26 protein-coding genes are annotated in these 25,046 nt (G+C 71.7%); 7 read left to right on the forward strand and 19 right to left on the reverse strand.

Features of this window, described 5'->3' with window-relative positions; translation table 11 throughout:
* Positions 1–52 precede the first annotated feature (52 nt).
* Complete coding sequence (locus PKF00_RS18055) at positions 53–700, reverse strand: response regulator transcription factor (protein ID WP_271218707.1); 648 nt, start codon at positions 698–700, stop codon at positions 53–55.
* Positions 697–864, reverse strand: a complete 168-nt coding sequence (locus tag PKF00_RS18060) for a hypothetical protein (RefSeq protein WP_271218708.1) — start codon at positions 862–864, stop codon at positions 697–699. Before PKF00_RS18060 ends, PKF00_RS18055 begins: the two co-directional genes overlap by 4 nt.
* Before the next feature lie 359 nt (positions 865–1,223).
* On the opposite strand from PKF00_RS18060, the gene PKF00_RS18065 reads away from it, so the two are divergent.
* Together PKF00_RS18065 and PKF00_RS18070 are read left to right on the forward strand one after the other, a co-directional pair.
* The gene (locus PKF00_RS18065) at positions 1,224–2,255 is read left to right on the forward strand and encodes a class I SAM-dependent methyltransferase (protein ID WP_271218709.1); all 1,032 of its coding nucleotides are present in this window, start codon (positions 1,224–1,226) and stop codon (positions 2,253–2,255) included.
* 200 nt (positions 2,256–2,455) lie between these two features.
* Positions 2,456–3,103, forward strand: a complete 648-nt coding sequence (locus PKF00_RS18070) for a TetR/AcrR family transcriptional regulator (RefSeq protein WP_271218710.1) — start codon at positions 2,456–2,458, stop codon at positions 3,101–3,103.
* A gap of 100 nt (positions 3,104–3,203) precedes the next feature.
* On the opposite strand, the gene PKF00_RS18075 is transcribed toward PKF00_RS18070, so the two are convergent.
* Both PKF00_RS18075 and PKF00_RS18080 read right to left on the reverse strand, forming a co-directional pair.
* Positions 3,204–3,731 (reverse strand): hypothetical protein, encoded by a 528-nt coding sequence (locus tag PKF00_RS18075; RefSeq protein ID WP_271218711.1) that lies wholly within the window; start codon positions 3,729–3,731, stop codon positions 3,204–3,206.
* 72 nt (positions 3,732–3,803) lie between these two features.
* Entirely contained in the window at positions 3,804–4,328 is a 525-nt protein-coding gene (locus tag PKF00_RS18080) for a hypothetical protein (RefSeq protein ID WP_271218712.1), read from the reverse strand.
* A gap of 345 nt (positions 4,329–4,673) precedes the next feature.
* Here PKF00_RS18080 and PKF00_RS18085 point away from each other — a divergent pair, with 345 nt between their 5' ends.
* Complete coding sequence (locus PKF00_RS18085) at positions 4,674–5,369, forward strand: hypothetical protein (RefSeq protein WP_271218713.1); 696 nt, start codon at positions 4,674–4,676, stop codon at positions 5,367–5,369.
* A gap of 423 nt (positions 5,370–5,792) precedes the next feature.
* On the opposite strand, the gene PKF00_RS18090 is transcribed toward PKF00_RS18085, so the two are convergent.
* From PKF00_RS18090 to PKF00_RS18135, 10 genes are all read right to left on the reverse strand, one after another.
* Positions 5,793–6,452 (reverse strand): response regulator, encoded by a 660-nt coding sequence (locus PKF00_RS18090; protein ID WP_271218714.1) that lies wholly within the window; start codon positions 6,450–6,452, stop codon positions 5,793–5,795.
* 45 nt (positions 6,453–6,497) lie between these two features.
* The gene (locus PKF00_RS18095; RefSeq protein ID WP_271218715.1) at positions 6,498–7,754 is read right to left on the reverse strand and encodes a sensor histidine kinase; all 1,257 of its coding nucleotides are present in this window, start codon (positions 7,752–7,754) and stop codon (positions 6,498–6,500) included.
* Between the two features lie 79 nt (positions 7,755–7,833).
* The gene (locus PKF00_RS18100) at positions 7,834–9,426 is read right to left on the reverse strand and encodes a serine/threonine-protein kinase (protein WP_271218716.1); all 1,593 of its coding nucleotides are present in this window, start codon (positions 9,424–9,426) and stop codon (positions 7,834–7,836) included.
* The gene (locus tag PKF00_RS18105) at positions 9,426–11,111 is read right to left on the reverse strand and encodes a hypothetical protein (protein ID WP_271218717.1); all 1,686 of its coding nucleotides are present in this window, start codon (positions 11,109–11,111) and stop codon (positions 9,426–9,428) included. The genes PKF00_RS18100 and PKF00_RS18105 overlap by 1 nt, the downstream gene beginning before the upstream one ends.
* Before the next feature lie 378 nt (positions 11,112–11,489).
* Positions 11,490–12,074: a Uma2 family endonuclease gene (locus PKF00_RS18110; RefSeq protein ID WP_271218718.1), complete on the reverse strand. Its 585-nt coding sequence runs from the start codon at positions 12,072–12,074 to the stop codon at positions 11,490–11,492.
* Between the two features lie 62 nt (positions 12,075–12,136).
* The gene (locus PKF00_RS18115; protein ID WP_271218719.1) at positions 12,137–12,790 is read right to left on the reverse strand and encodes an adenosylcobinamide amidohydrolase; all 654 of its coding nucleotides are present in this window, start codon (positions 12,788–12,790) and stop codon (positions 12,137–12,139) included.
* Positions 12,791–12,840: 50 nt separating this feature from the next.
* Positions 12,841–13,614, reverse strand: a complete 774-nt coding sequence (locus PKF00_RS18120) for an ABC transporter ATP-binding protein (RefSeq protein ID WP_271218720.1) — start codon at positions 13,612–13,614, stop codon at positions 12,841–12,843.
* Positions 13,611–14,576, reverse strand: a complete 966-nt coding sequence (locus PKF00_RS18125; RefSeq protein ID WP_271218815.1) for a FecCD family ABC transporter permease — start codon at positions 14,574–14,576, stop codon at positions 13,611–13,613. The genes PKF00_RS18120 and PKF00_RS18125 overlap by 4 nt, the downstream gene beginning before the upstream one ends.
* Positions 14,577–14,747: 171 nt before the next feature.
* Positions 14,748–15,728, reverse strand: coding sequence for an ABC transporter substrate-binding protein (locus PKF00_RS18130; RefSeq protein WP_271218721.1), 981 nt, complete (start codon positions 15,726–15,728; stop codon positions 14,748–14,750).
* 250 nt (positions 15,729–15,978) lie between these two features.
* Positions 15,979–16,833, reverse strand: a complete 855-nt coding sequence (locus PKF00_RS18135; protein ID WP_271218722.1) for a Gfo/Idh/MocA family protein — start codon at positions 16,831–16,833, stop codon at positions 15,979–15,981.
* 123 nt (positions 16,834–16,956) lie between these two features.
* On the opposite strand from PKF00_RS18135, the gene PKF00_RS18140 reads away from it, so the two are divergent.
* Positions 16,957–17,538: a histidine phosphatase family protein gene (locus tag PKF00_RS18140; RefSeq protein WP_271218723.1), complete on the forward strand. Its 582-nt coding sequence runs from the start codon at positions 16,957–16,959 to the stop codon at positions 17,536–17,538.
* Positions 17,539–17,595: 57 nt separating this feature from the next.
* Here PKF00_RS18140 and PKF00_RS18145 read toward each other — a convergent pair whose 3' ends face one another.
* The 3 genes from PKF00_RS18145 to PKF00_RS18155 form a co-directional block, all read right to left on the reverse strand.
* Entirely contained in the window at positions 17,596–17,814 is a 219-nt protein-coding gene (locus tag PKF00_RS18145; protein ID WP_271218724.1) for a hypothetical protein, read from the reverse strand.
* A gap of 122 nt (positions 17,815–17,936) precedes the next feature.
* Positions 17,937–18,173 carry a DUF397 domain-containing protein gene (locus PKF00_RS18150; RefSeq protein ID WP_271218725.1) on the reverse strand — a complete coding sequence of 79 codons (237 nt, stop codon included), beginning with the start codon at positions 18,171–18,173 and terminating at the stop codon, positions 17,937–17,939.
* Complete coding sequence (locus PKF00_RS18155) at positions 18,174–19,034, reverse strand: Sco1979 family transcriptional regulator (protein WP_425582248.1); 861 nt, start codon at positions 19,032–19,034, stop codon at positions 18,174–18,176. It lies immediately after the preceding gene.
* Between the two features lie 186 nt (positions 19,035–19,220).
* Here PKF00_RS18155 and PKF00_RS18160 point away from each other — a divergent pair, with 186 nt between their 5' ends.
* Positions 19,221–19,736 carry an ATP-binding protein gene (locus PKF00_RS18160; protein ID WP_271218817.1) on the forward strand — a complete coding sequence of 172 codons (516 nt, stop codon included), beginning with the start codon at positions 19,221–19,223 and terminating at the stop codon, positions 19,734–19,736.
* A 294-nt stretch (positions 19,737–20,030) separates the two neighbouring features.
* Entirely contained in the window at positions 20,031–22,424 is a 2,394-nt protein-coding gene (locus PKF00_RS18165; protein ID WP_271218726.1) for a helicase-associated domain-containing protein, read from the forward strand.
* Positions 22,425–22,564: 140 nt separating this feature from the next.
* On the opposite strand, the gene PKF00_RS18170 is transcribed toward PKF00_RS18165, so the two are convergent.
* Positions 22,565–23,443, reverse strand: a complete 879-nt coding sequence (locus tag PKF00_RS18170; protein ID WP_271218727.1) for a helix-turn-helix domain-containing protein — start codon at positions 23,441–23,443, stop codon at positions 22,565–22,567.
* A gap of 285 nt (positions 23,444–23,728) precedes the next feature.
* Here PKF00_RS18170 and PKF00_RS18175 point away from each other — a divergent pair, with 285 nt between their 5' ends.
* Positions 23,729–24,199: a hypothetical protein gene (locus PKF00_RS18175; protein ID WP_271218728.1), complete on the forward strand. Its 471-nt coding sequence runs from the start codon at positions 23,729–23,731 to the stop codon at positions 24,197–24,199.
* 234 nt (positions 24,200–24,433) lie between these two features.
* On the opposite strand, the gene PKF00_RS18180 is transcribed toward PKF00_RS18175, so the two are convergent.
* A complete protein-coding gene (locus PKF00_RS18180) occupies positions 24,434–25,000 on the reverse strand; it encodes a TetR/AcrR family transcriptional regulator (protein ID WP_425582251.1) in 567 nt (188 codons plus the stop codon).
* Between the last annotated feature and the right edge of the window lie 46 nt (positions 25,001–25,046).

Here is a 25,046-nt window from a genome sequence, read left to right on the forward strand (position 1 = left end):
GGCTGGTTCGACCTGACGCCGTCGTCGGGAACCTCGCGGGAAAGCCCTCCGATCAGGACTCCCCGATCCTGACAAGCCCCTGCTCGTAGGCCACGATCACGGCCTGCGCCCGGTCCCGTGCGTCGATCTTGGCGAACAGCGCCGTCACGTGGTTCTTGACCGTGCTCGGCGAGAGGTCGAGCGCGGCGGCGATCTCGGCGTTGGACAGACCCTTGCCGATGAGCACGAGCACCTCCTGCTCCCTGGCGGTGAGCCCGCCGAGCGCGGCGCGTTTCCGCTCGCCCCTGACGTGGGTGCGGATGAGGCCGAGGAGCAGGCGTGGCGCGACGATCGCCGTGCCGCCGTGCACGGTCCTGACGGCCTCGATCAGCTCCTCGGGGGAGACGTCCTTGGGCAGGAAGCCGTTCGCGCCCGCCCTGAGGGCGGCGACGACGTTCTCGTCCAGGTCGAAGGTGCTGAGCACGAGCACCTTGGTCCGCGAAAGCTCGGCGGTGACGCGTTCCGTCGCGGCCACGCCGTCCAGCCTGGGCATGTGCAGGTCCATGATCACGACATCGGGCAGCAGTTCACGGCAGAGCGCCAGCGCCTCCAGGCCGTCCGCGGCCTCGCCGACCACCGTGATGTCGGGCTGGGCGTTCAGCATGAGCCGGTAACCGGTCCTGACCAGGGTGTGGTCGTCCACCAGCAGCACGGTGATCACAGTGGCGGCCCCGCGCAGATCGGGACGTGCTCCGTCCGTCGCGGTCCCGTCCCCGAGTCCACGCCGCGCGACGCCGCCCGCCCGGCCGTCCCCGCCTGTCCGGAGCCCTCGGCGAGGACCGGACTCACGGCCGTCCTGTCGTCCAGCACCTCGACCTCCACCATCTGACGTTCGCGGCCGATCCGTGCGGCGGACCGCGCGTCCGAGGGACACGGCCTCTCTGACCTGTACGTACGAATGATCTTAATTCACGCCGGGTCGGCCGCACAGCCGTCGATCGCCACCCGGCCTGCCCGGCGCAGGGCCGCCGTCCCTGTTGACACGTCCAGGCCGCCGCCTCATTATGAACAAGCATTCATGAACACTCGTTCATAATGACACGTCGTGATCACACAGGACTTCGCACGACGTCGGGCCCGCCGCGGCGTCCGGCCGACCGCGCTGTCCGGCAGCCACTCACGTCCGACAACCACGCACGCCCGACAACCACGCACGCCCGACAACCACGCACAGGGAGAACGCGATGCACTCCGTCGTCAACACTCACCAGGCAGAGGCCTGGAACGGCTACGAGGGCGCCCACTGGGCCGAGCACCGGGACCGCTACGACGCCGTGAACAACGCGTTCAACGACCGCCTGCTCTCGGCGGCGGCGATCGGCGAGCGCGACCGGGTGCTGGACGTGGGCTGCGGCAACGGACAGGTGACCCGCCTGGCCGCCCGGCGGGCGCGACTCGGACACGCCGTCGGGATCGACCTGTCCGCGCCCATGCTGCGTCAAGCCCGTGCCGGCGCGGCCGAGGAGGGCGTCGCCAACGTGACCTTCGAGCAGGGCGACGCCCAGATCCACCCCTTCCGCTCCGGCGACTCCCCCTCTTCCGCCTCCTCCGGAGGCTCCACCGGCTCCTCCGGCCGCCTCTCCCCCGGCTCCACCGGCTCCTCCGGCCGTCTTTCCACCGGCTTCCCCGGCGATCTCCCTGTCGCCCCCGGCGATCTGTCCCGCGACCTCCCCGCCCCTCTGTCCGGTGACCTGCCCGCCGTTCCCCTCGGCGACTTCGACGTGGCCGTCAGCCGGTTCGGGATCATGTTCTTCGCCGACCCGGTCGCCGCGTTCGCCAACATCGGCCGCGCGCTGCGCCCCGGAGGACGCCTGGCCATGCTGTCCATGCGGAGCCTGGCCGACCACGACCTGGGCGGCGTCTTCGCCGCCATGGCCGAGCACCTCCCGCTGAGACCCGCCTCGACCGAGCCGAACGCCCCGGGCCCCGAGTCACTGGCCGACCCCGCCCGCATCCACGAGGTGCTCACCGGCGCGGGCTTCGAGAAGGTGACCTCCACCCCCGTCGACGCCCCCCAGACATGGGGCAGGGGCACCGAGGACGCGGCGGCGTTCCTGGGCGGCTGGGGGCCGGTCCGCTTCGCGCTCGACCAGGTCGACGAGGCCGCCGCCGCCCGGGCCCTCGGCGCGCTCACCGAGGCGCTGCGCCCCTTCGAGGAGGCCGACGCCGTACGGCTGCGCGGCGCCGCCTGGCTGATCACCGCGACCCGCCCCTGACGTCACGGCGCCCAGGCCGGTGACGCCACGACGCCCCGGTCGGACGCTCGTCATCCCCCGTCGCGTCCCGTCGCGTCCCTGCCCCGCCCTCGTCGGCTCGGTCCGGCTCCACGGCCTCCTCCGCCGCGTCTCGACCCCGTCCGCTCCGTCCTCCGGATCGGCGGCCCGAGACGCGGCGACCGTCAATAGGATTCGACGTGATGTCACCGAGAAAAGCAGCCGCCCTGCGTGACGGCCTCGACGGCCCGAGCCTGCGCGAGCACATGATCGCCGCCGCCGAGCGTCTCATCGCCAGGCGCGGCACCGTCGGACTCACCGTCCGTGACATCGCCCGGGAGGCGCAGGTCGCGGACGGCGTGCTCTACAACCACTTCGAGGGCAAGGAGGAGCTCCTCGCGCTCGCCCTGCACGCCCACGTCCGGTCGGTCGAGCGCGAGCTGGGCGAGCTGCCCGCCAGAGCGGGCGAGGGGACGGTGGCCGAAAACCTGCGCGCGTGCGTCGCCTACGGCCTGGCGCTGCACGCCGCGTTCCTGCCCGCCTTCGCGGGCCTGCTCCCCCAGCCCGAGGTCCTGGCCCGCTTCGACGCCCTGCCCAACCCCCTCGGAGACGGCCGGGGGCTGCGCACGCTCCTGGCCGACTACCTCCGCGCCGAACAGGACCTCGGCCGCCTGGCCCCCGACGCCGACCCCGAGGCCGCCGCCACCCTGCTCGTCGGCGTCTGCCACGAACTGGTCCTGCCCCGCCTGCTCACCGGTTCCGGCCCGATCAGGGCCGAGGCCCCTGCCGGCCTCGTCGACGCCCTGGTCGCCACCCTGATGAACGGCCTCGCCCCGCCCAGGAGCTCCTGAAAGCCGGTGCGAGACCGGCACGTCCGGACGGAGAGACCAGCGCTCGCGACCGTCCTCCCCGGACCGCCGTCAGGGGCGGAGGCGGACACCGTGGAAGGCGTCAGTTCGTGTTCTGAGCCGCCGACGTCGAAAGACGCGACGCCAGGTCGTCCAGGTGCTTGAGGTTGCCCTTCATCACGTCCATGCCCATGCCGGTGATCGAACGACGCCGGCCTTCCTCAAGGATCTCCTGGACGGCTCCGCGCAGGGTGACGAGCAACTCCTCCAGACTCACCGAGCACCTCGCCTCCTCCACGTACTCCTCAACCGCCGGGTCGTACAAGGCGATCACAGTGACCTCGTCGCCCCCGGACGCCCGGGCGCCTCGCCTGGCGGCCGAGACGCCGCGCCTTTCCAGCACCAGTTGGAACGAACCGTTGAAGAAGTAGACCCAGGCGCTTTTCCTTCCCCTGACCAGCTCGCTGAGAGCGGTCACGAACGAGCCGACGACCGAACCGAGGAAGTCCTTCCACCCGACCCCTGGAAAGGCGTGCGAGTCGATGTCGAAGGAGATGACGCCCCACAGCGGAGCGTCGTCCCCGGACAGCACTCTCATCTCGTCGACTCTCATCGCGATCGCGAAAACCATGTCAGACCGTCCTTCACGTTCTTGAGCCGCCTCAAGGAATTCTCGGCTCGCCTCTGGGCGGATCGACGCCCGTCAGGAGACCGGCCACGAGTGCGCGGGCACGTCCAGCGACGACCGCGCCTCGTCGACGCGGCTCCAGAGCAGCTCGGGCGTCCATGAGGGCGGCGCGGCTCCCGTGACGAAATGCGCCTCCCACGAGCAGGCGGTGTCCGGCAGTCGGCTGTCCAGCACCAGGCCGAGAGACTCAGGGTCGGTGACGGCGCACCAGAGGACGGCCGACGCCACCCTGTCGGCCTCGTCGCGGTCGAGACCGTCCAGGTCGAACTCGAGCACGTCGACTCCGGAGGACGATCTGACCGTCAGGACGACGTCGGCGTCCTCGTCCAGCCACAGCTTGACGTTCAGCGGACGGCTGCCCCCCAGCCCCTCACGTGCCGCCTGCGCCGTCACCTCCGTCCGCCCCTCGTCCGTCAGCAGGGTCACGGCTCCCGTGAAGGGGTTCGCGAGATGCACGCCGAGCCCGTCGAGCTTCCCCGTGAGACGCTCAGCCGAGTCTCCCCGCACGGGGAGACGAAACCACAGGATCTCCCCGCGCATCACGCCTCCTGTCCCATGAGACCTCCCGGCGCCTCGACGCCGATCTCGTACATGTCACCGGAGATCTCTACCAGACCGGTCGGGGGACGGAGAAGATCGGATGTTCACTTCCGGGGGCGCCTTCCCTTCCCCGATGACGCACCGGCCCGCGATCGGGGCGGTCCGTCATCGGGGAAGGGGGCGACCGATCCGACGGGGCGGACGAACTGTGAGCGGACGCGCACGGTCGGTTTAGTCCGCCAGAGGGACACCGGGTCCGTCCGGGGAGGGACGACCTGGCGGGGCGGGGCGGCCTACCTTCCTTGCGACAGTTCCGCACAGCAGGACACAGCAAGGAATCCCCCCATGTTCAAGGACTCCGCAGACTTCAGGCGTGTCGCCTCGGGCACGCTGCTGATCGTCGCTCCCCTCCTCCAGGCCGTCGCCGTCGTCCTCGACCCCGGCACCTGGGGCGACGACCGGGAGGCCGTCAGCTACGGCGACAACCCGGCCCTGGCCCAGCTCCAGTCGGCCATGTACCACTGGGCCTACCTGCTCATGGCTCTGGCGGCCATCGGTCTGCTGCACGTGATGCGACGCAGGGCCGTGGTCTTCGGGCACATCGCGGGCCCGCTCACCGTGCTCGGCTACATCAACCTGTCGGGCCTGCTCCTGATCGACCCGGTGGAGTGGTGGCTGGGGCAGCGCAACAGCCCCGAGCAGGCCGCCAAGACCCTCGACGAGATGCTGAACCTGCCCGGCGTCGTCTTCGGCTTCCAGATGCCCTGGATCTTCTTCGCCCTCTTCGGCCTGCCGATCCTCCTCGTCGGCGTCTGGCGGGCCGGGTTCGCGCACTGGTGGGTGCCGCTCGTCGTGGCGATCGGCTACGGGACGTCCCTGGTGCTTCCGTACGGCCCGACCACGATCGTGATGTGGGCCCTCCCGGCGGTCGCGCTGGGCTCGCTGGGCGTCAAGATGCTCCGGATGAGCCGTGAGGAGTGGGTCTCCCACTACCCCTCGGCGGCCCACGGCCCCGCCCCCTCCGCGAACACCACGGCGTGAACCCCGCCGATCATCGGCAGGGCCCGGAGAGACCGGCGAGCAGCCGCGAGGACCCGTCACTCCCGAGAGCGGTTACGCCGCGCGGGGGATGGCGGGTCCACCCGTAAGCGGACGCCCGGGGACGAGACGGGGGCCTACGCTCCTCGTGACGGCCCCGCACCGCACACCCTCGACACCGCGCCCCACCCTGGGGGCCGCCCCGCGCGGCGTCGGTCCACCCGTCGCACCACCGTCCCCGTGCCGCGCCGCACGTCCCCTGGGAGCCCGAACGGGCCCGGACCGGACAGCAGAGCGGACAGGCCAGACCAGACAGGAGGCCCGCGTGTCCAGCGTCCTCGCCGCGTCGAGAACCCGCCGGGCCCCGGCCTGTCCTGCCGGTCTCCCCGGCCCGCTCTGCCCGGCCGCCGTTCCCCGTCCGGGCTGTCAGACCGACGCCCCCGGCCGCACCACGCCCGACTCGTACGCGAACACCACCGCCTGAGCCCGGTCACGCAGTTGAAGCTTCATGAGCACCCGCGCCACATGGGTCTTGACCGTGGCCTCGCCGACGAAGAGCTCCCCGGCGATCTCGGCGTTGGTCAGGCCCCGGGCGAGGAAGCGCAGCACCTCCAGCTCGCGCGGGGTGAGGTCGGCCAGCTCCGGCGGGGGCGCGGGGTCGTGGCGACCGGCGAAGGAGGCGATGACGCGGGTGGTGACGGCCGGGTCGAGCAGGGCGTCGCCGCCGACGACGACGCGGATGGCCTCGACGAGCTGCTCGGGCGGCGAGACCTTGAGCAGGAACCCGCTGGTCCCCGCGCGGAGCGCGGCGTAGAGGTTCTCGTCGGTGTCGAAGGTGGTCAGCATGACGACCTTCGGCGGGTCCGGCCAGTCGAGGAGCTGCCTGGCCGCGGTGAGGCCGTCCATGCGAGGCATGGAGATGTCCATCAGCACGATGTCGGGGCGGGTGCGGCGGGCCACGGCGACGGCCTCCACGCCGTCGGGCGCCTCGCCGACGACCTCCATGCCCGGCTCGCTCTCCACGACGAGCTTCAGCCCGGCGCGGACCATCGCCTGGTCGTCGGCGATCACGATGCGGATGGTCATCTCTCCCCCTCGCCCCGCCGCTCGGCGGCGTGCCGCGTCATTGGCTCATTTGGTCCGCTCATCGGCGAACACCTCCTGGTGGGAGATCGGCAGGGACGCGTGGACACGGAAGCCGCCCTCGGGGCGGGGGCCCGCCTCGAACCGGCCGCCGAAGAGCGCGGCGCGCTCACGCATGCCGACGAGGCCGTTGCCCGTCGACAGTTCGGACGGGGCGCCACCGCCGCCGTCCAGGATCTCCAGCTCCACGCGGTCGGCGTGGTAGGTGATCGTGATCTGGATCCGGGACTCGTTCGCGTGCTTGACCGCGTTGGTGAGGGCCTCCTGCACGATGCGGTAGGCCGACAGGTCCAGGCCCGGCGGGAGCCGTACCGGCTCGCCGACGACGTCGAAGGTGATCTCCAGCCCGGAGGAGACGAGCATGCTCACCGTGCCGGACAGCAGGTCCAGGCCGGGTTGCGGGATGGCCTCGTCGAGCGGCATGCGCAGCGCGCCGAGCATGACGCGCAGCTCGTCCACCGCCTCGCGGCCCATCTGCTCGATGCCCAGCAGCATCTCCTCGTCGCCGCCGCCCGTACGGCGCAGCACCCCCGCCTGCATGACCATCATGCTGACGCTGTGCGCGACCACGTCGTGCAGTTCGCGGGCGATGCGGACCCGTTCCTGGGCGACGGCCTCGGCGGCCTGGCGTTCCCTGTCGCGTTCCAACTGCACGGCGTGGGCGGCGAGGCGCTCGGCCCTGGCGGCGTAGGCGTGCACGGCGAGACCGGTGAGGTAGGCGGCGCCGAAGACGACCGTGAGGAAGATGACCTCGTCGAAGGGGAGCCATCGGTGGTCGACGGCCCCGGAGTCGAAGACCAGGATGCCGGTCACGGCCCAGGCGAGACCCGGCTTGAGGGGGAGTTCCGCGGCGACCGTGTGGAAGACGATCAGCAGGGAGGCGAGCTGCCAGGTCTGGCAGTGCTCGTAGCCCTGACGGTGCCAGACGTACTGGGCGAGGATCATCAGGATGAAGACCGCGACCGGCGTCTTGCGCCGGAACCACACCAGCGCGCCGGTGACGACCGCCTGGCCGATCCACCACAGTTCGGGTGTCTCGGCGGCACCGTACTCGGTGGCGACGGTGAACGCCTCCAGCGTGCCGAGGGCGACGACCCCGAGGCCGATCAGGAGGTCGGTCTTCGGGATGGTGCGAAGGTGGCGGGTGAGCGACGCCACGGCGAGGTGCGGGGTGAACGTCGTGCGGGAACGTCGAACGGTCGACGCCGTGCGGGAGCGCCGAGCCAGGGGAGAGGGAACCGCCATGCGGGGAGACTAAACCCTCCCCCCGCTTATTCATATAGGACAAAACGCCCAGACAAGTGGCTTACAAGTGGGTCACAAGTCAGGACGTCCGGAAGGACACGCTCCGCACGAACCGGTTGGCCAGGGTGACGTCACATGTGCCGGGTGCGCAGAAATAGATCATAAGAGCTGGTTCGTCCGGCCGCTCCACGGCCCATCCCGTGAAGTCCAGTTTGCCGCCGCCCTGCGGGTCGGCGATCGACCCTTCCAGGCGTACGGCGGACTGTCCTCCGACCCGCACCTGAACCACCTCGGAGAAGACGTTGACCGCGCCCGGCAGCGACGACTGCAGGGTCTCCTGCAGCTGCTGGGTCCCGCCTCGAGGGTCGAGGGTGTCGAGGGTCTGCGCGTAGATCCCGGTGGCCTCCCCCGGGGAGCTCTTGATGATCTCGTTCACCGTCGCCCAGTCGGCGGTGACCGGCGTGCCGAACAGCGCGTCGAACTCCGTCGCCCTCGGCGACGTCACCACGAACACGTCCGCGTGCGGGTGAGGGGTCCAGCCGCCGGGATGCTCGAAGGCGATCGGCACGGCGGACGAGCCCGCGTACGACGTCCACGCGTCACCGCCCCGCAGGATCGTGGCGAGCACCGCGACCAGCGCGACGACGGCCGCGACCGCCACCGCCGCGCCGACGAGGACGCCCCTGCCGCCGCGTCCGGTCCCGCCCGCCTTCTTCCTCCCCTGCGGTCTCCCGCCCCCCTTCGCGGAGGGCTTCCCCTCTCCCCGCGCGGTCCCGGGTCCGGCCTCCGTCCTCGGCGCGGCCTGGGCGAGCTGGTAGGACTGGCCGCTGATCGCGTCGCGCAACTCGGCGACGAACTGCGTGCAGGTGTCGTAGCGCTGCTCGGGCGACTTGGCCAGCGCCCGCATCATGACGCCGTCGACCTCCAGCGGAAGTTCCGGCCTGAGCGTGCTGAGCGGCGTGGGCGCCTCGGCCAGGTGCGCCCACAGCAGCGCGATCTCGTTGTCGCGCTGGAACGGCAGCCGCCCGGCCAGCGCCTCGTAGACCACGCAGGCCAGGCCGTACTGGTCGCAGCGGCCGTCGATGTGCTCCTTGTTGATCTGCTCGGGGGACATGTAGCGGGGGGTGCCGATGAACTGGTCGGTCTGGGTCAGCCCGGAGATCGAGGTGCGGTGCTTGGTGATGCCGAAGTCGGTGAGGTAGGCGTGGTCGCCCTCGGTGTGGCCCGCGATCAGGATGTTGGCGGGTTTGACGTCGCGGTGGATCAGGTCGTGCGCGTGCGCGGTGTCCAGCGCCGCCGCCACCTGGGCGAAGATCCGGCTCACCTGGCTGACCGGCATCGGCCCCCGGTCGTAGAAGAGGCGGCGCAGGTCGGGACCGTCGACGTAGCGCATCGCGATGTAGAGCGTGCCGTCCTCGGCGGAGTCGGCCTCGTAGATCGGGATGATGTTGGGATGGTCGATGCTGGCGACCGTCCGCGACTCCAGGACGAAGCGCTGACGGAAGCGGTCGTCCTCGCCGAGCAGCGGGTTGAGGATCTTCAACGCCACCTTGCGGTTCAGCCGGGGGTCGACGGCGAGGTAGACCACGGCCATGCCGCCCTTGCCGATGAGGTCCTCGACGTGGTAGCCGGCCACCTCCTGGCCGATCAGGGCTCTGTCGTTCTGGGCCATCACGTCTCCGACGGGTGACCGCAGTAGCCGCAGAAGCGGTGCGCGGGTCCGAGCCGCATTCCGCAGGCGGTGCAGTACTTCTGGACGATCTCCGTGGGCCTGGTCCCGGTGTCCCGCGCCGCCGGAGCGCTCCCGGCGGCCGGTTTCGCCGCAGGGTCCCGCGCGACCAGCACGGGCTGGCCCGGCTCACCCGCCCTGGGGGACGAGGAGGGCGTCACCTTGGGCAGCGCGGGGAAGGAACGGCCGACCACGACCGTGGCGTCCGCCCCCTCGTCGAGCGGCGGCCGCCTCGGCGTGGACGGAGGGCCGGTGAACAGCGGGCCGGGCTGCGGGTGACCGCCCGGCTCGGTGTTCCCCGTGACGCCCCCGGCCGTGTCTCCCGTCGTGTCCCCGCTCGTGTCCCCCGCGGTGTCCTCGTCCTCCTCGTCCTCCTCCGCGGCTCCCCTCCTCCGCCAGATCAGGAACGCTCCAGCCAGCACGGCCAGCACCAGCACTCCGCCCGCGACGAGGAACGGCCACAGGGGAAGCCCGGCTCCGCCGCCTGCCGCGGCGGCGTCCGCCTTCCTGGCCCCCTCGTCCTCGGCGGTGCCCCGCTTCTGCTGGGCCGTCTTCAGGTGCGCCGCGGCCACGGTGTGCCCGGGGTAGAGGTCCAGGACGCGCTGGAAGGCGGGGACGGCGTCGCCGTAGTAGCGGGTGTGGAAGCGGGTCAGCGCCTGCTCGAAGGCGGCGTCGATCGGACCGCGTCTCGGCGTGACCTTCGCCTCGGCCAGCGCCTTGGCGATCTCCCTGACGCCGATCATCCGCCCGTCCTGGCCGCCACCGATCAGCAGGCCGATGACCTCGCCCTTCTTGTCCTCGATCACCGGGCCGCCGAGCAGCCCCCTGTCGACGAGCGCGCCCAGCTTCCGCGGCTCGTCGACCTTGTTCTCCGGGTCCTTGAACCGCCGTCCGCCCTCTCCCGCGCCTCCGGCGCTCAGGTGGGCGATGTCCACGGTCTCCGGCAGGGTGGCGGCGGGCCGTCCGGTGAACCCGGCGACCGCGACCGGCGAGGCCTCCTTGTCCGGCACCTGGGCGGCGAGCGGCGCCGTCGGCAGGCCCGCGCTGCCGTCGGCGCGTCCGACGGGCATGAGCACGGCGGGGCTGTCGGGCCGGTCCCCCGCGCGGACGACCTCGGCCTTGAACCCCTCCTTGTCCGGCGGGGAGATGTTGGGGAAGACGCGGATCTCGGTGGTGACGTCGATGATGCAGGTGGCCGTCGGCTGCTTGGGCGGGTAGCACTCCTGCAGGTGGTGGTTGAGCTGGTCGTCCTTGACCGTGTGCCGCTCGAAGTCCTCGGGGATCTTGACCTTGTGGTGCTCGGCGAAGATCTTGTTGGCCGCGTAGACCGCGACGTCCCTGTCGGTCCTGACCACCCGGGTGAGGGTGACGATGCCGCCCTCGGGGTTGACGACGGTCCCGGTGCCCTCGCCGATCGGCACCTCGTAGCTGCGTTCCACGTGGACCAGCTCGCCGATGTGGTCGAGCAGGGTGATGTCGACGTGCGCCTTGGCCTCGACCCTGACGACCGCGGGCGTCACCAGGTCGGTGATCCCGCTGGGATGCTCGTGTGCCAGGGCAGGGGGCGTCACGGCGGTCACGAGCGTGAAACCGCCGAGGAGCGCCAGAGCCAAGCCGAACCGCCGCATAGCCACTCCATAAGGGGGATAAGGACAAGCGTGGCAACCGTAGTGCAGAAGTCAATAGAACGGCATACGGACAGGCGTTCGCCAGGGAAATAACTCTTGATCACCCAGCTCACACGACGGAAGATCCGGCGGACAGAGCCCCCTCAGCCAGCACAGCTCCAGACAAAGCATCTATATCGGACAGCCCGGTGAGGGACACGTCGATCGCCGTCACCGTACGGCGGGCCGATGACGTCGCACACGACGGAGAGCGCGAAAAGCGCGGAGGCGGGGTCGCGGCGCCGGGCAGGGGCGCACGAGAGTCACGCGCGGCGGAGCGCACGGGTGTGGAGGGGGCAGGGATGTGGAGGAGCACACGCGCGGGGAGGAGAGGTCCGCTCAACCGCGGGGGCGCAGCAGCACCGCGGGGTCGAAGCTCACCTCGAACGGGGCGAACAGGTCAGCCACCCTGCCCGCGGCGTGCTTTCCCGCGGGCTTGTAGTCGTCTCCCACGAGCTCGAGGACGTGCAGGCAGGGCCCCTCGGACAGTTCGATCCGCCAGTACAGCTCGATGCCCGCCGCCGCGTAGGCGGACCGCTTCATGTGCCTGTCACGCATCTGGGTGGTCGGGCTGACGATCTCAACCGCCAGCAGGACGTCGTCCGGCGTGAACATCAGCTCCGTCTCGGCGACGGCCTCCGTCGGCACCACGACGAGGTCGGGGATGAAGAAGTCACGGGGCCCCACCCGGAGGTTGACTCCCGGAAGCGGCTGGAACTCCACCGGTGCGGCGTCTTCGACGATCCGCGCGAGACGGACGACCGCACGCTGGTGCGCAGGAGTCGCAGGGGGGCTGATCAGCAGACTTCCGTCGAAGAGCTCGTAGCGGCTCCCCTCGTCGGGAAACCTGAGCAGGTCGTCGACGGTGAACGGCGGCTCTCCTGGAAGAACCGTCCGCCCGGTCGTCGGCTCCGTCGTCGCCATCGCGGTCACCTGCCCAGTATCGGGAGTCTCACTTCCACCCGCATGGCACTTCCCGCGATTCCCTAACCTGAAGTAGTCGATCCGTCACGGTTCATCCAGTCGCGGGCGCCGCGCCGTACGGCGTCGTGGACCGCGCGGGCGACGCGGGCGCCCCAGGTCGACCTGGGGCCGCCGAACAGCTCCCGCGGCCCCTCCTCGCGTACGGCCACGCAGACCGCGTCCGAGGCGGTGCCCGTGCCGGGGAAGCCCTCCTCGGCCAGCGCCTGGGTCTTGGCCTCGGTGACCGTCATGACGGCGTTGACCAGGGCGGCGTCGGTCATCGCGACCGGCACGGCGACGATGATGTTGATCGTCCCGGGGAGATGCATGGGGGCGAGCTCGGGGTCGGGGACGCCGTCGGGGGCCGCGGCCCAGGTGGGGACGCGCAGGCCGACGGTCGCCGCCGCCTCCACTCCCCCGTCCGTCGCCGTGGTGAAGCGGTCGACCGAGGCGGCGGTCAGCATGCCGACGCCGGGCCCCCTCGGGGCCATCTCCAGCAGGTGCTCGACCGGGTCCATGCGCGAGTAGCCGCCGATCACCTGGGCGTTGAGCGCCCACCTCGCGGGCCCGATGCCGCCGCCGACCATCGCCGAGGAGATCGCCCTCCAGCCGGGACCGAACTCCCACAGCAGCGAGGCCAGCCTGGCCCCGTCCTCCTCGCGGTGACTCAGTTCCATCGTCCGCTCCACAGTCCGGTCCGGCGTCGCGCCGTTGTCTCGAGGGTGTGTCAAGGACGCTCCAGGTGGACCTCGGGCCTGCCGGCCACGCCCGTCGCGACGCGGACGCGGGCGTCGAAGTGCCTGCCGATCAGCTCCTCGGTCAGGACCTCGGCCGGAGTGCCCGAGGCCGCCGTCCCGCCGCCCGCGACGAGCATCATCGAGTCGGCGTACTGGCCGGCGAGGCTCAGGTCGTGCAGGGTCGTGACCACGGTCAGCCCGTCGGCCAGCCTGAGCCGGTCGACGAGCTCCAGGACGTGCTGCTGGTGTCCCAGGTCGAGGGCGGTGGTCGGCTCGTCGAGCAGGAGCACGGGGGCCTGCTGCGTCAGAGCCCTGGCGAGCACGACCCGCTGCCGCTCGCCGCCCGACAGGTGGCCGAGCGCGCGCGAGGCGAAGGAGGACAGGTCGAGCCGTTCCAGCACCGACGCCGTCACCTCCCGGTCCCCACGGCTCTCCCTGCCGAGATGGGGAATGTACGGCGTGCGGCCGAGCAGGGCGTAGTCGAACACCGTCATGTCGGCGGGCAGCGCCGGGGTCTGCGGGGCGTAGGCGAGCAGGCGAGCCCGCTGCCTGGGTTTCAGCCTCCGCAGCGGCACACCGTCCACGAGCACCTCTCCCGAGTGCGGCAGCAGCCCGGCCAGTGCTCTGAGGAGGGTGGACTTGCCCGCCCCGTTGGCCCCGATGACGGCGAGCCAGTCACCGCCGCCCACCTCGAAGTCGACGCCGGACAGCACGGTCCGCGTCCCCAGGACGACGGCGAGGTCCCGCACCTCGACGCGGCTCACGTGTCCACCCTCCTGGTCAGGCGCAGCACGGCCACGAAGAACGGCGCGCCGACGAACGCGGTGACCACGCCGATGGGCAGCTCCGCCGGGGCGATCACGGTCCTGGCGATCAGGTCGGCCAGGACCAGGAAGGCCCCGCCGCCGACCAGTGAGATCGGGAGCACGACCCGGTAGGACCCTCCGGCCAGGCGACGGACCACGTGCGGCACCACGATGCCGACGAAGCCGATCAGGCCGCTGACCGCGACCGCGGAGGCGGTCGCCAGGGAGGCAGCCAGCAGCACGACGAGCCTGACCCTGGCCACGTCGAGGCCGAGGCTGGCCGCCTCGTCGTCGCCGACCGACAGGACGTCCAGCAGTCTGCCGTACAGGAGCAGGACCACCACGGACACCAGGGCGTACGGGGCGACCAGCCAGACCTGGTCCCAGCCGCCGCCGACGTTGCCGAGGATCCAGCTGTAGATGCGCTGGAGCTCCTCCACGTTGAGCTGCTGCAGGAAGGTCTGGACCGCGGAGAGGAAGGAGGTGACGGCCACTCCGGCGAGGACCAGGGTGGCGGTGCCGCCGCCCCGCCCGGCGACGTTGCCCAGCGCGTAGGCGAGCAGCACGCCGCCGACGGCCCCCGCGAACGCGGCGACCGGCACGACGAGGGCGCTGCCGTCGCCCTTCATGAACACGATCGCCGCGGTGGTCGTCAGCCCCGCTCCCGCCGCCGCGCCCAGCAGGTAGGGGTCGGCCAGCGGGTTGCGGAACACGCCCTGGTAACCGGCGCCCGCGCAGGCCAGCAGCCCGCCGACGATCGCGGCGAGCAGGACCCTGGGCAGCCTGAGCTCGAACAGCAGCGCCCGCTCGACCGGCGCCAGTCCCGAGTCGAGCGAGACGAACGGCAGCCAGTCGAGCAGTTGCAGCGCCACCTTCCCCGGAGCCATGTCGGCGGCTCCCGCCAGCAGGGCGGCGAGCATGCTCGCCAGCAGGAAGAAGCAGGCCGCCGACGCCGGCGCCAGACCGAGCCCGGCCGCCCGCCGCGGCGCGCGCCGGGCCGCCACGCTCCTGCCGCCGGGCGGGACGATCTCGCCGCCGACAGGAGCGTCCTTGTCGCCGGAAGGGGCCGAGGGGCGGGAGAGCCTGGTCACTTAGCTGGTCGTGGCCTTGCGGACGACGTCGCCGACCTGCTTGGCGAGGTCGACGACCCGGGGACCCCAGCGAGAGGCGATGTCGTCGTCGAGGAGGACGACCTGGTCCTTCTTGAGCGCGGAGAGCCCGGACCAGCCGGGGCGCTTGGCGAGGGTTTCCTTGGACTGGCCGCAGCACTTGGTGTCGGCCAGGAAGACGAGGTCGGGATCCGCCTTGGCCACGAACTCGGCGGAGAGCTTGGGATAGCCGCCCGCCGCCTCAGGAGCCTTGTCCGCGATGTTGGTCAGGCCGAACAGTCCGTAGATCTGCCCGATGAAGGTGGTCGACGTCGCCGAGTAGGGCGTGCTGTCCAGCTCGTGGTAGTAGGTGAGCTTTTTGTCCTTGGGCGCGGCGGCGGCGAGATCGTCGATCTGCTTCCTCATCCCGGTGACGACCTCCTGGGCCTTGGCCGTGTTGCCCGTGGCCGCGCCGAGGTCGGCGATCTGGTCGTAGGCCTCGTCGAGTTTGGTCGCCGCGGGCTCCAGCAGCACCGGGACGCCGAGCTTGCCCAGCTTGGCGACGACGCCGTCGATGTCGTTCGCGAGCACGACCAGGTCGGGCTTCTTCTCGACGATCGCCTCCACGTTCGGCTTGAAGCCCGACAGTGCGCTCTTCGGCGTCTGCGCCGGATAGTCGGACTGGTCGTCGACCGCGACGACCTGGGAGCCCGCGCCGACGGCGAAGAGGCTCTCGGTCGCGGTCGGCGACAGCGAGACGATCCGCTCGGGCCTGCTCTGGACGACGACCGGCCCGTTGCCCGCCTGCACCGTGACGGGGAAGCCGTCGCTTCCGGCGAACGCCGTCGCCGACGACGCGGAGGGGGTCGCGGACGTGGGGGCCGCCGAAGCGGTCGTGCCCTGGGGGGCGGAGTTCTGGCCGCATCCGGCCAGTGTCAGCACTCCGAGCAGCGCGCCTGCGAAGGCGGTGCGTACGGGCCTCACGCGGGGTCCTTTCAGTTACCGGAACAGAGAGACCCGTGAAGGGACGGGGTCACCCTTTCCACGAGGGTCGACGACGTCGGCACAGCGGAAGGCGACCTGGCTCGGCCCGTGGGGCCATGACAGTTGCGGGACAGCGCCGGGCTCACACCGGACTTCGCTACGCGCTGCGCGTCGGACAAACGCTATCAATCCTCCTGGTGAACCCTTCGTCAAGGGTTCACGCGCCTCTTCTTCCGGTGCGCGGCCCCCCCTAGCCGAGCTGCCGTTCGGCGGCGTCGATGATCTCCTGGAGGCGCAGGCCGTGGGCGGCGTCGAGGGGGTGGCCGCCGCCGCGTTCCACGGTCTCGGCGAACTCCGCGAGCATCACGGCGAAGACGTCGGAGCCGAGCTGGCCGCCGTCGATGCGCTCCCAGCCGAGACGGCCGTGGACCTCCACGTGGGAGGGCGGCGTCTCCCCCGGCACGCTCATGCACAGCGACGCCTCGCTGACCGCGCCCGTCTCGTGCTCCAGCAGCAGGCCGACCCAGCCGTTCGGGTTACCGTGGGCGCGGACCCCCGCGACCCTGCCGAGCGCGGCGTCCAGCATGTCGATCATGTGAGGGCCGACGTCGAGGATCGCGCCGCGCTCGAGCCGCCACGGGGTGGCGAAGTCGCCGCCGAGCAGGGATCCGGAGACGTTGGCCGCGTGCCCGCCGAACGGCTCGATGGCCGAGACCCTGGCCAGGAACGCCCTGGTCGCCTCCGAGTAACGCCAGGTGAGGACCATCTGGGAGGGGACGCCCGCCTCAGCGACCGCCTCGGCCAGCCGCCTGGCCCCGTCCAGGTCGGCGGCCAGCGGCTTCTCCAGCAGCAGCGCCTTGCCCGCCTTGGCGGCGAGCACGCCGAGCTCGGCCTGTACGGCGGGCGGCACGGAGAACGCCACCGCCTCGCAGTTGTCGAACAGCTCCTCGATCCGGTCGAAGACCGGGACGCCGAACCTGGCCGCGACCTCGGGGCGTCGCGCCCACACGCCCGCCAGGCGCGTGTCCGGTCCGGCCGCCAGCATCGGCGCGTGCACCATCTCCGCCCAAGGCCCCGCGCCCACCAAACCCACGGATATCGTCACGGCCTCAGCTTCTCACGCTCTCCTCCCCCGAGCGTGCGCTCGGGGTGGCGTGCCCCGTGCCCGCGCGGGAAGTCCGTGGGGCGCCGCGCGGCGCGCGGGCCGTGGCGGCATGATGGATCCCCTATGGACGAGATGATTCTGCTGCGGCACGGCGAGACCGAGTGGAGCAGGAACGGACGCCACACGGGGCGCACCGACCTGCCGCTGACCGGCAGGGGCGAGGACCAGGGGCGGGCGCTCGCGCCGCTGGTCAAGGGCAGGTCCTTCGGCCTGACGCTGGTCAGCCCCGCCCTGCGGGCCCGCCGTACGGCCGACCTCGCCGGGCTGACGGGCTACGAGGTCGACCCGGACCTGTGGGAGTGGGACTACGGCGGCTACGAGGGCATCACCACCGCGGACATCCGCCGGACGCGTCCCGGCTGGTATCTGTGGCGCGACGGGATCGTCCCCGGTGACGCCGAGCATCCCGGCGAGAGCGTGACCCAGGTCGCCGCGCGCGTGGACCGGGTGATCGACAGGGCTCGGGCGGCGGAGGGCGACGTCGTCCTGGTGGCCCACGGGCACTACCTGCGGGTGCTGTGCGCCCGCTGGCTCGGCCTGCCTCCGCAGGACGGCCGTCTCTTCCGTCTGGACACCGGCACCTACTCCAGGCTCGGCTTCGAACACGGCGAGCCGGTCGTGCTCGCCTGGAACGCTCCCGTCTGAGCGACCCGCGCGAGGCGGCCGTCGACGCGACCGCGCCGGGCCGCGGGCCTCGGCCCGTCAGCCGCTCGAGAACCCCTCGTGACCGCGGCGGGCGTCCTCGAAGTGGCCCCACCGCCGGTAACAGGGCTGGTCGCGCACTCCGGTGACCCATGTGCGGTAGGACACCGGAGTGATCGCACCGTCGCCTGTGGCCTGCGAGGCGACGCCATAGGTGCGGATCACGACGCGACCGCCCGGTGCGAAGAGCACGTCGTCGGCCACGGGATACAAGGTCATCTGGTCGAGCACGGCTTGGACCCCCATTCGCTGTTGGCCCAACTCTTTCCTGCCGACCCGCTCCCCGAGTTACGTCACCGGCGCGCCGAGGTCAACCACGCGCGCCTGGTGTGAAAACGGCGTTACACCGTAAGGCTGTCGAACTCCCCGTCTTTCACCCCGAGCACCAGCGCACGGATCTCGTCGCGGGTGTAAATCAACGCCGGCCCTCCCGGAAAGCGGGAGTTCCGGACCGCGATACTGCCGTCGGGCAGTTCGGCCAACTCGACGCAGTTGCCCGTCGAGTTGCTGTGACGGCTCTTCCGCCAACTCGCCCCGGCCAGGTCCGTGGCGGGCATGCCGTTGTAGGTGTGCTTCATTTAGATCTCTCTGAGAAGGTCGCCGAGGATCTCGGCGGTGCCCCCAGGCGTGGTGCTTTCCACGCACAGCTGCTCCATAGCCGTGAGGTATGGATCGATGTCCTCACGTTTGTCCAGGTAGAGGGCACCCCAGAGCTGCTCGACATAAACGACGTCCGACAGGTCGGACTCGGGAAACCGCAAGATGCTGAACGCACCACCCTCGGCCGCGTGCATGCCGAACCGGAAGGGCATCACCTGGATGGTGATGTTGGGCAGCGAGGCCACCTCCAGCAGGTGCTGGAGCTGTTCCCGCATGATCTCCCGTCCTCCGATCGGGCGCTTCAGGGCCGCCTCGTCGATGACCGCCCACAGGCGCGGGCTGTCCCTCTTCGTCAGACGCTCCTGACGCTGCATGCGCATATGCACACGCCGCTCGATGTCCGCCTCCGGCACGTCCGGGTAGCCCAACCGGATCACGGTGCGCGCGTAGGCGGCCGTCTGCAGCAGGCCGGGAACGAACTGCACCTCGTAGGTGCGGATCACGTTCGCCGCCTCCTCCAGCCCCACATAGGTGGTGAACCAGTTCGGCAGGAGATCGCCGTACTTGTGCCACCAACCGGGGGTGTTCGCCTCGCGGACCATCTCCAGCAGGCCGCGCCGTTCCGCGTCATCGAGCACGCCGTACAGGGTGAGCAGGTCCTCCACGTCCCGTGTCTTGAAACCGACACGTCCCAGCTCCATCCGGCTGATCTTGGACTCCGAGGCCCGGATGTGGAATCCGGCCACCTCACGGGGGAGCCCCTTCTCCTCACGCAGACGGCGCAGGCTTGCGCCGAGCATGATGCGCCGAACGGTGGAACCGGTACCTGGCGGGTCCATGGACACGTGGTTGCTCCTCGCTCGCTTTCCTGATCGACAGTCTGTCACTTCGCGGCACAAGATTCCCTAGCCGCGGACAAGATCCCCTTTCTGTCCCGATTGCCGAATTCATGGGTAACCGTAGCGGTTGCACACACCTTATGCACGTGCATTCGCTCTTGCACCTGCACGGGAGTTTGCACCATGATGATCGATGTGCAGTCCACCCAAACCGCGCTCTCCCGAACCTCCTGGACGGCGCTTGACTGGTGGCCCCCCGTCGGCTGGTGGCCAGACGCCGCCCGCGACCTCCTCTCCGGGTCGACGGCCATGGCCAGCGCCACCTTCGTGCTCCCCCCGCAGGCAGAGTCCGTGCACTCCGCCCGCAGCTTCGCGACGGGGACGCTCACCGGCTGGAAGCTCAGCGAGCTGAGCGAGAACATGGAGCTCGTCGTCTCCGAGCTGGCCACGAACGCCTTCAGGCACGGTCTGCGACTGGCCGAGTCCCGCGCCAAGGAACCGATCAGGCTCTCCTTGCTGCGCCGGGGAGGCCTGGTCGCCTGCGCGCTGAACGACCCGGGATCGGGCTTCCCCACGCTGCGCGATCCGTCACCCCTGGACATCGGCGGGCTCGGACTGCACATCGTCGAGTCGCTGAGCGCCCGCTGGGGCTGGGCCCCCCTGGCGCCCTACGGCAAGATCGTCTGGGCCGTCCTCAGGTAGCCGTCCCCGCCAGACCCTCGGGGCAGCCGTCCACGACGGTCCCGAGGGCGGCCGTTCCGGCCCCATCGCCCTCCCCGAAAAGGCGCCGCCTCTTCCCCTCATCTGGCGCCGACCGGCTCCCGGGGCCGCCGCGTACCCCCACGTGCGGTCCCGGGAGCGGTCAAAACCCGGAGAACATCGCTGGAACCAGTCGCATTCTGCGCGGTGCATCCCGCCGAGATGCCCTCTGCATTACCGTGGATGTTTATGGCTCACGGAGAGTCCCCACGCGAGATTCCTGCAGAGAGCTGCGAGATGAACGATCATCTGCACGGCTGGTTGAAGACCCTCGACGAAGAACGGCTCACCCGGGTTCTGGCCAACCGGCCGGACGCCATCGCCCCGCCGTGGCCGCGCCGCCTGGACACCCTGGCGCAGCGGCTGGGAAACGGGTCCGCGGTGACGGCGGTCATGCGCGGCCTTCCGCTGCCCTCACTGGAGGTGGCGCAGGCGGCGCTGGCCATGGGCGGCCGCGTCGACCTCGAGGCGCTGGCCGGGTTCATGGGCGTGCCGGAGGCCGAGATCGCCCCCTGGGTCGACCTGCTGTTCGACCACGCCCTGGCCTGGCCCGACGACGAGGGGCTGATCAGGATCGCCGACGGCGTCGCCCGCCGGTGGGCCGCTCCGTGCGGCCTCGGCGAGCCGCTCACGCACTACCTCGACTCGTGGACCGTGAGCGCCGACGCCCTGCGCGCGCTCGCCAGGACGCTCGGCCTGCCCCACGGCCCGAAGCGCCACACGATCGCCAAGGTCGCCGAGACGCTCTCCGACCCCGCGCGGCTGGCCACGCTGCTGGAGCGGGCGCCCGACGGGACGGGACGGCTGCTGGAGGAGTTCGCCTGGGAGGGCCCGGCCCGTGACGTCGACGGGGGCCGGTTCGTGGCGCCGGGCTCCCCGGAGAAGTGGGCCGGCGACCACGGGCTGCTCTTCCGGCCGAGCTGGAACACCGCCGAGATGCCCAGGGAGGTCGCGCTCGCGCTGCGCGGCCCCGGCTACCACCCGCCGTTCACCCCCGCCCCGCCGGACCTGGCGACCATCCCGGTGGATCCCGAGGCCGTCGACCACCTGATGACGCTGGCCGCCCCGCACATGGTCGAGCGCTGCGCCGCGATGCTGGAGAACACCGCCAAGGTCCCGCTGCCGCTGCTGAAGGCGGGCGGGGTCGGCGTGCGCGAGGTGCGCAGGCTGGCCAGGGACACCGGCTGCGACGAGGACGAGACCCGGCTGCTGCTGGAGATATGCGCGGTGGCCAGACTGCTGGCCTGGGACGACTCGGCGGGCGGGCTGGTTCCGACCGAGAAGTTCGACCGCTGGCGGCTGGACGACGCCGCGGCCAGGCTGCGGGTGCTGCTGTCGGCGTGGTGGCGGATGGAGCGCTCTTCGCTGCGCCGGATCGACGGCAAGTACGGCACGGTGCTCGGCGACGACCCCATGGGGGCGATGGTCGCCAGGGCCAGGCGGGCGGTGCTCGGAGTGCTGGCCCGCCTGCCCGCCAGCACGGCGTGCGCCGACCGGGCGGGGCTGGTCGGCTCCGCCCACTGGCACGCCCCGCTGCTCGAGCAGCCGCTCCTGGCCGAGTGCGCGCCCGCCGTGCTCGACGAGGCCAGGATGCTCGGGCTGGTCGCCTACGACACGATCACCGACCTGGGCCGCGCGCTGGCCGTCCTGGACGCCGCGGGGGACGAGAACGACGACTCGACGCCGCTCGTGGAGAACGATCCGGTGCTGGTGGAGTGCTCGACCAGAGCGTTGGCCAGCGTACGGCGGAGCGCGCTGTTCGGGGCCGACCTCACCGCCGTGGTGACGGGCCCGCCCTCCGCCGAACTGGCCGAGCTGCTCGACCGGGCGGCCGACCGCGAGTCCAGGGGGGCCGCCTCGGTGTGGCGGTTCAGCCCGATGAGCGTACGGCGGGCGATGGACGCCGGGTGCGCCGCCGACGACCTGCTGGCCGAGCTCGCCGAGGTGGGCACGATTCCGCAGCCGCTGGAGTACCTCGTGCGCGACGTCGCCAGGCGGCACGGCGAGGTCACCGTCACCACGGTCGCCTGCATCGTGCAGGCCTCCGACCCGGTGCTGCTGGCCGAGATCGCCGGGCACAGACGGCTCGGCAGACTGGGCCTGCGGCTGCTCGCGCCGACCGTGCTGGCCAGTGCCGTGCCCGCGGCCAAGACCCTGGCCGCGCTGCGGGAGAACGGCTACGCCCCGGTCCCGATCGAGGACACCGGGGAGATCACCGTTCGCCGGGCCCGGATCGAGGAGCCCCAGAGCGGGCGGCTGATCCTGCTGCCCGGTGGCCGCGTCGCCGAGTTCGAGCAGCCGCCCTACTCCCTGTTCGAGATCCCGCCCGATCCGCGCGAGCACGCCCAGCGGCTGCTCGCCGTCGACGGGGGCGCCGCCCAGCAGAACGGCAGGACGTGGGCGGTGATCGGCCGCATGGCCTCCCGGCTGCCGACGGCCCAGCAGTCGCTGCTCGGCTTCGTGGTCGACCGGGGGGTGCGGGCGGCGATCAGGCTGGCCGACGGGCTGACCGCGACCATCAGCCACGGCGAGCTGCGCAGCGGAGTGCTCGACGCGTGGTGCGAGGAGGCCGGAGACTACCTGGAGTTCCCCCTGGCCGACATCGTCGAGGTCCGCGGGGCCTACGCCTGACCTGTCCCGAGCCCGCCCGGGACAGGCCGGCGCGCCCACGCGTCCTCGCGCCGGGACGCGCGGCCGGGGACGTCGCCTCCGGGCCGCGCACCCCTGCGGGCCCCGTCACCCGCGGCTCTCCCACGGGACGCGGGCCGCCGCTATCCCGTGCAGGGCGGCACCTTCGGGTCGTCATGGGTGCGGACCGCGGGAAGCCAGGCGGCGCCGCCGGGAACGTCGTCGAGCCAGACCCGGAACCAGCGTGTCGTGCCGACGCCCGTCTCGTCCTCGACCCGCTCGCCCTCGTGGAAGACGCAGTCGGCGTTGAGGACGTCGCCGTGCCAGATGCGATGGCCGACCACGTTGTGGACGTCGTATCTCTTGCGCGGGTCACGGGCCAGGCCCATGCTGCAGGCCGGAACCCGTTCCTTCCTGGTTTTGCAGTCGCCCTCGACGTTGAACACCCGGACGGTGGCCGTCACCGTGCCTGACCGGCTCTCGGCGATGGTCGGCAGACCGTCGCCGCGGCCCGCTCCCGACATGAGGACGACGGTCACCGCGGCCGCGGCGAGGACGACCCCCGCGACGAGAGACGGCCCCACCCGCCTGCCGCCGGGACGCCACCACCGCGCGGGCGCGACCACCCGCGGCTCCTCCGGGGGCGCACTGTCCGGGGCAGCGCTGTCTGGGGCCGCGCTGTCCGGCGTCGCGCCGTCCCGCCGGCGCCCGGCGTCCGGTTCCTCCGTGAGGCTCCCGGCCGCCGCGGGGCTCCCGGCCGCCGCGGACGACGGTCGCGCGGCGTCGGCCAGCGCCCACAACCGGTGCAGTTCCCGGGACTCCTCGTTGCTCGCGCCGCAGGCCTTGGCGAAGGCGTGCACCGGGCCGTAGGCCGCGGGAATCTTGGTGCCCGCGCAGTAGCGGTGCAGGCTGGAACGGCTGATCCCGCTCCGGCGCGCCAGCGCCTCGAAACTCACCCCCGAACGGTCCTTGAGCGCCCGAAGCCGGGCGGCGAACCGTTGGACTTCCTCCCCCTGTGTCATTGCGTCTCCGCAGCGAAGGCGAGCCACAGGGCCCCAGGGCTGCCGAGGCAGTCGTCTCACCTGTATCCCAGCAGATCCGAAACCTCACAGCTCGCGGTGGTTGGGACATCTCAACGTCCCATCTTGGCAATCTTCCTTGTGGGATGTCCCGGCCTTCCGCAACCTCGGTCTGGAAACAGCGCGGCGCCGGCGCCAGGAGCGAAAGACCGGCCGGTCACCGCGTTCCCCCACCCCTGTCAGAGCTCGAGACGTTCTCATCCGAGCTCGGAAACGGAGAGGATCACCATGCGAATGACCTTCGGGAAGCGCGCGGCGCTCAGCGTCGTGGCGGCCGGCTCGCTGCTGATCGCCCCCGCCGCCGCCCACGCCGCCACAGACGCCGCCACAGACGCCGCCGCCGGGGCCGCCGTCCCGGTCTCGTGCGCCGGAATGGTCAACCCCGTCAACGCCACCGGCGTCAGCACCGTCAAGTCGACCCCGATGCCGGGGCGGACGCTGGAGCTGCGCACCGGGCAGATCAACGGGGTCCAGTACGCGTGGACGCGCGTGCAGAACTCCCAGAACGGCGACCAGATCTGGATCGACATCTCCGGAGACGGCGGAACCACGTGGAGGCAGTGCGACCTGAGGACCATCGGCACCGGAAGGAACTACGGAAACGCGCTGAAGACCGTCAACAGCTCCCTGGTGTGCATGCGGGCGGGCGCGCGTCCCGCCGGGGTCGGCTCGTCATACCTGACCGACTGGTGGTGCTAGCGGCGCCCGGCGCGCCGCAGGGAAGCGACGCCCGGTAGGGCGCGGGGCCTTTTCGTCCGCTCGGCCGTACGGCTGACCGGGCGGAAGGCCCGACGTCGTGACGCCTCGCGCGGGGCAGGCGTCCCGGCGTCAGGGCATCGGGACGTCACCGCGCCGGGAGGCCGGGCGGCGGCCCGTCCGCCCCGTCAGCCGTCCGGAGCGCGGACCCCACGTCGTCGCCGCGATCCGCCCCGGTCACCCCAGGGCCAGCGTGCGGACCGCCCGCCGCGCGCGCGCCTCGCCGTACTCGGCGACCATGGCCGTCACGTGCTCGGCGGCCAGCGCGGCGAGCAGGGCGTGGGCGAGGGGGTCGGCGTCGCAGCCGGGGCGGGTCCCGGCGAGCAGGATCGCCACGTGGCGGTGCCAGAACCGGTAGGCGCCGATGCGGTAGCGGGCCCCCGGGCTCGCGGTCTCCGACATCCTGACCAGGTCGAGGTGGCCCAGCAGGTAGTCGAGGTAGGCCTCGACGAACGCGGCAAGCCGCTCGGCGGCCTGGGCTCCCGGGCCCAGGGGCGCGGGGCCGCTCAGGATCGCCTCCTGGAGCTCGCGCTCCCGCTCGTCCAGGAGCGCGACGGCCAGCCCCGCCTTGTCGCCGAACCTCCTGAAGAGCGTGCCCTTGCCCACTCCCGCCTCGGCCGCGACCGCGTCCATCGAGACGGCGTCCACGCCCTTCTCACGGAACAGCCTCGCCGCCGCCGCCAGCACCTTCAGACGGTTGCGCGCGGCGTCGGCCCGCTCCCTCCGAGGCTCGTCCAGCAGCACGCGCAGCGACTCGGTTGACGAAGCGGACTGCGGTCCGCTAGATTCC

The organism is Streptosporangium carneum, assembly GCF_027922005.1.
In the GTDB taxonomy this organism is placed as follows: Bacteria; Actinomycetota; Actinomycetes; order Streptosporangiales; family Streptosporangiaceae; genus Streptosporangium; species Streptosporangium carneum.

Coding starts and splice junctions, on each gene's coding strand:
- PKF00_RS18060 (WP_271218708.1), bottom strand. CDS start 864: ATGGTGGAGGTCGAGGTGCTGGACGACAGGACGGCCGTGAGTCCGGTC.
- PKF00_RS18065 (WP_271218709.1), top strand. CDS start 1,224: ATGCACTCCGTCGTCAACACTCACCAGGCAGAGGCCTGGAACGGCTAC.
- PKF00_RS18070 (WP_271218710.1), top strand. CDS start 2,456: ATGTCACCGAGAAAAGCAGCCGCCCTGCGTGACGGCCTCGACGGCCCG.
- PKF00_RS18075 (WP_271218711.1), bottom strand. CDS start 3,731: ATGGTTTTCGCGATCGCGATGAGAGTCGACGAGATGAGAGTGCTGTCC.
- PKF00_RS18080 (WP_271218712.1), bottom strand. CDS start 4,328: ATGCGCGGGGAGATCCTGTGGTTTCGTCTCCCCGTGCGGGGAGACTCG.
- PKF00_RS18085 (WP_271218713.1), top strand. CDS start 4,674: ATGTTCAAGGACTCCGCAGACTTCAGGCGTGTCGCCTCGGGCACGCTG.
- PKF00_RS18090 (WP_271218714.1), bottom strand. CDS start 6,452: ATGACCATCCGCATCGTGATCGCCGACGACCAGGCGATGGTCCGCGCC.
- PKF00_RS18095 (WP_271218715.1), bottom strand. CDS start 7,754: ATGGCGGTTCCCTCTCCCCTGGCTCGGCGCTCCCGCACGGCGTCGACC.
- PKF00_RS18100 (WP_271218716.1), bottom strand. CDS start 9,426: ATGGCCCAGAACGACAGAGCCCTGATCGGCCAGGAGGTGGCCGGCTAC.
- PKF00_RS18105 (WP_271218717.1), bottom strand. CDS start 11,111: ATGCGGCGGTTCGGCTTGGCTCTGGCGCTCCTCGGCGGTTTCACGCTC.
- PKF00_RS18110 (WP_271218718.1), bottom strand. CDS start 12,074: ATGGCGACGACGGAGCCGACGACCGGGCGGACGGTTCTTCCAGGAGAG.
- PKF00_RS18115 (WP_271218719.1), bottom strand. CDS start 12,790: ATGGAACTGAGTCACCGCGAGGAGGACGGGGCCAGGCTGGCCTCGCTG.
- PKF00_RS18125 (WP_271218815.1), bottom strand. CDS start 14,576: ATGCTCGCCGCCCTGCTGGCGGGAGCCGCCGACATGGCTCCGGGGAAG.
- PKF00_RS18140 (WP_271218723.1), top strand. CDS start 16,957: ATGGACGAGATGATTCTGCTGCGGCACGGCGAGACCGAGTGGAGCAGG.
- PKF00_RS18145 (WP_271218724.1), bottom strand. CDS start 17,814: ATGACCTTGTATCCCGTGGCCGACGACGTGCTCTTCGCACCGGGCGGT.
- PKF00_RS18150 (WP_271218725.1), bottom strand. CDS start 18,173: ATGAAGCACACCTACAACGGCATGCCCGCCACGGACCTGGCCGGGGCG.
- PKF00_RS18155 (WP_425582248.1), bottom strand. CDS start 19,034: ATGGACCCGCCAGGTACCGGTTCCACCGTTCGGCGCATCATGCTCGGC.
- PKF00_RS18160 (WP_271218817.1), top strand. CDS start 19,221: ATGATCGATGTGCAGTCCACCCAAACCGCGCTCTCCCGAACCTCCTGG.
- PKF00_RS18165 (WP_271218726.1), top strand. CDS start 20,031: ATGAACGATCATCTGCACGGCTGGTTGAAGACCCTCGACGAAGAACGG.
- PKF00_RS18170 (WP_271218727.1), bottom strand. CDS start 23,443: ATGACACAGGGGGAGGAAGTCCAACGGTTCGCCGCCCGGCTTCGGGCG.
- PKF00_RS18175 (WP_271218728.1), top strand. CDS start 23,729: ATGCGAATGACCTTCGGGAAGCGCGCGGCGCTCAGCGTCGTGGCGGCC.